5 protein-coding genes are annotated in these 5,855 nt (G+C 68.1%); 3 read left to right on the top strand and 2 right to left on the bottom strand.

The genetic code is table 11. From position 1 onward, the window contains the following. Nucleotides 1-18 precede the first annotated feature (18 nt). The 3 genes from HUK82_RS13845 (at nt 19) to HUK82_RS13835 (ending at nt 3,525) form a co-directional block, all read left to right on the top strand. On the top strand, nt 19-990 hold the full coding sequence (locus HUK82_RS13845; protein ID WP_317134861.1) for an isoaspartyl peptidase/L-asparaginase family protein: 972 nt from the start codon (nt 19-21) through the stop codon (nt 988-990). Between the two features lie 117 nt (nt 991-1,107). Continuing rightward, the gene (gene htpG, locus HUK82_RS13840) at nt 1,108-2,973 is read left to right on the top strand and encodes a molecular chaperone HtpG (RefSeq protein ID WP_176614519.1); all 1,866 of its coding nucleotides are present in this window, start codon (nt 1,108-1,110) and stop codon (nt 2,971-2,973) included. Between the two features lie 87 nt (nt 2,974-3,060). Next, entirely contained in the window at nt 3,061-3,525 is a 465-nt protein-coding gene (locus HUK82_RS13835; protein ID WP_176614518.1) for a low molecular weight protein-tyrosine-phosphatase, read from the top strand. Between the two features lie 9 nt (nt 3,526-3,534). Here HUK82_RS13835 and HUK82_RS13830 read toward each other — a convergent pair whose 3' ends face one another. Both HUK82_RS13830 and radA read right to left on the bottom strand, forming a co-directional pair. Beyond that, nucleotides 3,535-4,656, bottom strand: coding sequence for a lysozyme inhibitor LprI family protein (locus HUK82_RS13830; protein ID WP_176614517.1), 1,122 nt, complete (start codon nt 4,654-4,656; stop codon nt 3,535-3,537). Beyond that, the coding region (gene radA / locus HUK82_RS13825) for a DNA repair protein RadA (RefSeq protein ID WP_176614516.1) at nt 4,653-5,855 on the bottom strand (1,203 nt) is incomplete at its 5' end. The genes HUK82_RS13830 and radA, both read right to left, overlap by 4 nt.

The raw sequence follows: 5,855 nt of genomic DNA, 5'->3' as shown, positions 1-5,855 counted from the left end.
CCCGCGCCAGTCGGGACGGTGACGCCGGTCATCGTGATTCACGGGGGCGCGGGCGTGATCAAGGCGGATATGTCGCCCGAGCGGCAGGCGGCGGTTCGCGCGGCGCTGGCCAAGGCGCTTCAGGCCGGTTACGCGGCCCTGACCGCCGGACAGCCGGCGCGCGATGCGGTGGAGGCGGCGATCCGGGTTCTGGAGAACGACCCCCACTTCAACGCCGGTCGCGGCGCGGTCTTCACGCATAACGGCCATAATGAGATGGACGCCGCGATGATGGACGGCGCGACGTTGCAGGCGGGCGCGGTGGCGGGCGTGCGGCATGTGCGTAATCCCATCACCTTGGCGCGCGCGGTCATGGAACATTCCCCGCACGTGCTGCTGGTCGGGCAGGGGGCCGAGGACTTCGCCCGTAGCCAGAACATCCCGCTGGTCGACACGTCGTATTTTTGGACCCAGTATCGGTGGGACCAGTTGCAGAAGGCCCTTCACGACGACCGCGCCGCGCCCGCCGGCGACCAGTCCCATCAGCACGCGGCGCTGCCGCTGGACCGGCATTTCGGCACTGTGGGCGCCGTGGCGCTGGACACGCAGGGCCATCTGGCGGCGGGCACCTCGACCGGTGGCCTGACGGACAAGATGTGGGGGCGCGTCGGCGATTCGCCGCTGATCGGCGCCGGGACCTACGCCAATGCCGGCTGCGCGATGTCGGGCACCGGGTGGGGCGAATTCTATATCCGCACGGTTGCGGCGCACGAGGTCTGCCTGCGCGTGACCATGATGCACCAGTCCCTGAACACCGCCGCGCAGGACGTGATCAATCACGAAATCCCCGCCCTTGGCGGCAACGGCGGCGCGATCGTGCTGGATGCGAAGGGCGATATCGCCATGCCGTTCAACACCGACGGCATGTATCGCGGCTGGATCGGGCGCGACGGCGTGGCGCACATCGCGATCTTCCCCGCCGAGGGACCGCAATCCGTCCCGGCACCGTAACGGGGCATGGCCGGGGTGCGGTTGAAAAACCGCCAGGTCGCCTACATATTCGCGTGATGCCCGGCGGAGGTGCGCCGGAGAGTATGTGTCTGAAGTGTCAAGGAGAAAACCCGTTCCATGTCCGACCCCGTGACCGAGCCCACCCAGACGGGTGCCGAGCAGCATGACTTCAGCGCCGAGGTCGGCCGTCTGCTCGACCTGGTGGTCCATGCGCTGTATTCCGAGCGCGAGATCTTCCTGCGCGAACTCGTCGCCAATGCCGCCGACGCGACCGACCGCCGCCGTTTCGAGGCCCTGACCGACGGCGCGCGCGCGCTGCCGGACAATGCGGGCATCCGCATCAACCCCGACAAGGACGCCCGCCTGCTGACCCTCAGCGACGACGGCGTGGGCATGAGCAAGGACGAGCTGGCGCGCAATCTGGGCACCATCGCGCGCTCGGGCACGCGCGCCTTTGGTCAGCAGCTTGAGAATGCAAAGCCGGAAGACAAGCCAAGTCTGATCGGACAGTTCGGCGTGGGCTTCTACGCGGCGTTCATGGTGGCGGACCGTGTGGATGTCGTCTCGCGCCGCGCCGGTTCCGACGAGGCATGGCGATGGTCGTCCGACGGCAAGGGCAGCTTCACGCTGACGCCCGACAGCCGGTCGACACCGGGCACCGACATCACGCTGCACATCAAGGAAGACGCGGACGAGTTTCTGGAACCGTGGCGTCTGACCTCGATCATTCGCAAGTGGGCCGACCACATTACGTGGCCGATCACGGTCCATCAGGACGGCGAGGACAAGCCGGCCAACGAAGGAACGGCCCTGTGGCGCAAGCCGCGTTCGGAAATCACCGACGAGCAGCTGAACGATTTCTACCGCCATGTGACGCATAATTTCGATACGCCATGGGCGACGCTGCACTGGCACGCCGAGGGCATGACGGAGTTCTCCGCCCTGCTGTTCGTGCCGGGCAGCAAGCCGTTCGAGATGATGGAGCAGACGCGCGAAAGCCGTGTGCACCTGCATGTCCGCCGCATGTTCATCACCGACGAGGCGAACCTGCTGCCGTCCTGGCTGCGCTTCGTGCAGGGCGTGGTGGACACCGAGGATCTGCCGCTCAACGTCTCGCGCGAGATGTTGCAGTCGACGCCGGTTCTGGCGCGTATCCGCAAGGCCGTCACGCGCCGCGTCATCAACGAACTGCGCGACCGCGCGAAAGAGGCCGACTCCTTCGATGGCTTCTGGAGCAATTTCGGAGCCGTCGTGAAGGAAGGGCTGTGGGACGATTCCGAACATCGCGCCGACATCGCCAAATTCGCCCGCTTCCGCTCGACCCATGGCGAGGGGCTGACGACGCTGGCCGATTATGTCGCGCGGATGAAGCCCGAGCAGCAGGCGATCTATTTCCTGACCGGCGACAATGCGGACACGATCGCCACGTCACCGCAGCTCGAGGGCTTCAGGGCCCGGGGGCTCGAGGTGTTGCTGCTGAGCGATCCGGTCGATTCGTTCTGGCCGGATCGTCTGGGCACGTTCGAGGAGAAACCCCTCAAGAGCGTGACGCAGGGTGTGGCCGATCTGGACGCGTTCCCGGCCGAGGGCGAGGACGCGACCGACAAGGCCGATCTGGACGCGCTGATCCCGGCCCTGAAAGAGGCGCTGGGCGACAGCGTGTCCGAGGTGCGCGGCACCAGCCGACTGGTCAGCAGCGCGGTGGTCCTGACGGCCTCGGGCATGGGGCCGGATCTTGCCCTCTCGCGTCTGATGCGCCGCAGCGGGCAGGCCCTGCCCGAGAGCGCACCGATCCTGGAGCTGAACCCGGCGCACGCGCTGGTGCGCGATCTTGCGGCGCGCGTGGCGAAGGGCGAGCCGATCGCCGATTTCGCCTCGGTTCTGCTGGACATGGCGCGCGTGCAGGATGGGGAGGCCCCGCGCGATGCGACGGCGTTTGCCCAGACCCTGACGCGCCTGCTGACGCTGGCCAGCGGGGCCTGACAAGCGGCTCCCTCGGGAAACGGGCCGTCCCCGCGCGGGTTATGTGCGGGGACGGCCCCATCCCGAAGGTAATATGGAAAGGTCGCGATGGTAGCGGTTCTGTTCGTCTGTACCGGCAACATCTGCCGGTCCCCTCTGGCCGAAGCCGCCCTGCGCGATCTGTGCGCGCGTGAGGGGCTGGACGTGACAGTCGACTCGGCTGGCACCGGTCGCTGGCATATCGGCGACCCGCCCGACCGCCGCGCGCGTGCCGTGGCGCGTGAAGCAGGACTGACCATCGACGCGTATCAGGCGCGCGTGGTGACGCCGTCTGATTTCGAGCGGTTTACCCACATCGTGGCGCTCGACCGTTCGCACCTTGCCGCGTTGCGTCGCATGGCGCCCGCGGGCAGTCCGGCGCGTGTATCGCTGCTGCTGGATCATGTCGCGGGGCGCGCCGGGCAAGACGTGGCGGACCCGTATTACGGCACGCTTGAGGATTTCCGCGTCACGTGGCGCGATGTGCGTGACGGTGCCGACGCGCTGCTGCCCCTTTTGCGTCAGGCACCGTAACCGATCCTGTCAGGGAACGGGTGCGCCTGCCTTGAGATAGGGCTTCAGATCCGCCCAGCGGACGGTCGCCGGGTGCTCCGGTGTGCAGGCATGGCACCCGCCGTCATAGGCGCTGAAATGCACCTCGATGCCATCCGGGGTCAGGAACCATTGGGCAGGGTCGACGAATTTTTTCATAAACTCGCCTGTCAGGCCCGCTTCCCAGTGCGCGGGAATGCTCTGCCCAGCCGCGCGTATCGTACTCACCGCAGCGGCGAGCGGAGCAATATCGGCCTCGGGCACGGCATCCGACGCATCGGTCGGACGCCAGCCCTGCGCCCAGACGCTGCGGAACAGCAGGAGCCGCAGAGGCGCTTTCCATGCGTCACCGGGGCCGAACAGGTCGGCCGGGGCAAGAGCGCGGGGCGGCACTTGCATGACGCGCGTATCGCCGCCGGCCCAGAACAGGCCGTGCGCGGCCCCGTGGCAATATTCGTCGTTCGACCACGCGACACTGATCGCCTGCTGGTTGGCCAGCCCGATCGCATACTCGGTCGACAGGTCGCGGTCGTGGCAGTCGTCCGCGCCCGCCACCGGGATCGCGCGGGTCATCTGCCGGTTCCACGCGATCGCCGACGCCGTCGTGGCATCGTCGATCTGCGGCCAGGCAACATGCGCGATCGAGAGGCCCGGCACCTGGCCCATATCGTCGGACCGCTTGCCGACAATGGGCGTGACGCTGAACAGATCGAGACGATTGAAGCGGTAAGGGCCGATCTGCCTGCCGACCTGTGCCAGTTGCTCCAGCCGACGGAGATACTGATCCTGCAGGCAGGAGCGTGGTGACGGGGCGTTGTCCGGACCGCCCGGAATCGCCGGTGGCAATGATGTGCACAGGGTGCTCGAGGCGTTGAGCCAGCTTTGTTCGGACCGGGCGAGGTCGCGCACCCCCTGCGGGCCGAGCAGCGCGCGCCGCTGCTGGTACAGCGCGCCGAGGCGCGTATCGAGATCGGACAGATCCTGATCGGAACAGACCAGTGTCTCGCGCGCGGTATTGGCGGCGGCGCAGTCGAAACTCGCCGCGTGGGCCGGTCGACAGGCCGCCCCGGACAAGGCCATCACGGTCACGACGGCCATCGCTGTGCGGATCATTCCGCCCCCTTTCGTTCCTCCGTTTCGGCGGCACCGAACATGGCGACCAGATCCGACAGATGGCCGATCTCGCGCAGTTCGAGCCCGTCGGGCGCTTTGGCCGGTGCGTTGGTCCGGGCGACGCGACGCGGCAGCACAGCCTGCCCGAACCCCAGCTTGTGCGCCTCCTTCAGGCGCGCATCGGCCTGCGCCACCTGCCGCACCTCGCCCGAGAGCCCCACCTCGCCGAAATAGACCGCGCCCGCGTTGGTGGGACGTCCGGTGGCCGCCGAAACCAATGCAGCCGCAACGGCAAGATCGGCGGCCGGTTCCCCCACCCGCAGTCCGCCCGCGATGTTGAGGAACACGTCCATCGTGTTCAGCCGCAACCCGCAGCGTGCTTCCAGCACCGCCAGCAGCAGGTTCAGCCGCCCGGTGTCCCACCCCACGACCGACCGGCGGGGCGCGCCGTCGCCACCCTTGGGGGACAGCAGCGCCTGCACCTCGACCAGTACCGGGCGCGTGCCTTCCACGCCCGCGAACACGGCGGAGCCCGCGACGTTGCCGCGTCGTTCAGCCAGGAACAGCGCCGAGGGGTTGGGCACTTCGACCAGCCCGAGGTCGGTCATGGCGAAGACCCCAATCTCGTCGGTGGCGCCGAAGCGGTTTTTCGCCGCGCGTAGGATGCGGAACTGATGGCCGCGATCACCCTCGAAATACATCACCGCGTCGACCATGTGTTCCAGCACGCGTGGTCCCGCCAGCGCGCCTTCCTTGGTGACGTGTCCGACCAGGATCAGGGCGAAGCCGCGCTGCTTGGCCAGCCGGATCAGCTCGAACGCCGTCGCGCGCACCTGGCTGACCGTGCCCGGCGCGCTGTCCACGGTGTCCAGCCACATCGTCTGGATCGAATCGATGACCACCAGCGCCAGGTCGGTCTCGGCCTCCAGCGTGCCCGCGATATCGGTGACGTTGATCGCCGCCGCGACGTCGAGCGTCGGCGCGTCCAGCCCCAGCCGCCGCGCGCGCATGCGGATCTGGTCCACGGCCTCTTCGCCCGAGATATAGAGCACGCGGCGTCCGGCGGCCGCCAGCCGGCAGGTGGCCTGCAACAGCAGGGTCGATTTGCCGATGCCCGGATCGCCGCCCACCAACACGACGGACGCCGGCACCAGACCGCCACCCAGCGCGCGGTCCAGTTCCTCGATCGTGGTGCGGAC

The sequence above is a fragment of the Ameyamaea chiangmaiensis genome, assembly GCF_013376175.1.
GTDB classification, from domain to species: Bacteria; Pseudomonadota; Alphaproteobacteria; order Acetobacterales; family Acetobacteraceae; genus Ameyamaea; species Ameyamaea chiangmaiensis.
Note: the sequence above shows the minus strand (reverse complement) of the source record. Positions and strands in the feature narration are given on the sequence as shown.

Coding starts and splice junctions, on each gene's coding strand:
- htpG (WP_176614519.1), top strand. CDS start 1,108: ATGTCCGACCCCGTGACCGAGCCCACCCAGACGGGTGCCGAGCAGCAT.
- HUK82_RS13835 (WP_176614518.1), top strand. CDS start 3,061: ATGGTAGCGGTTCTGTTCGTCTGTACCGGCAACATCTGCCGGTCCCCT.
- HUK82_RS13830 (WP_176614517.1), bottom strand. CDS start 4,656: ATGATCCGCACAGCGATGGCCGTCGTGACCGTGATGGCCTTGTCCGGG.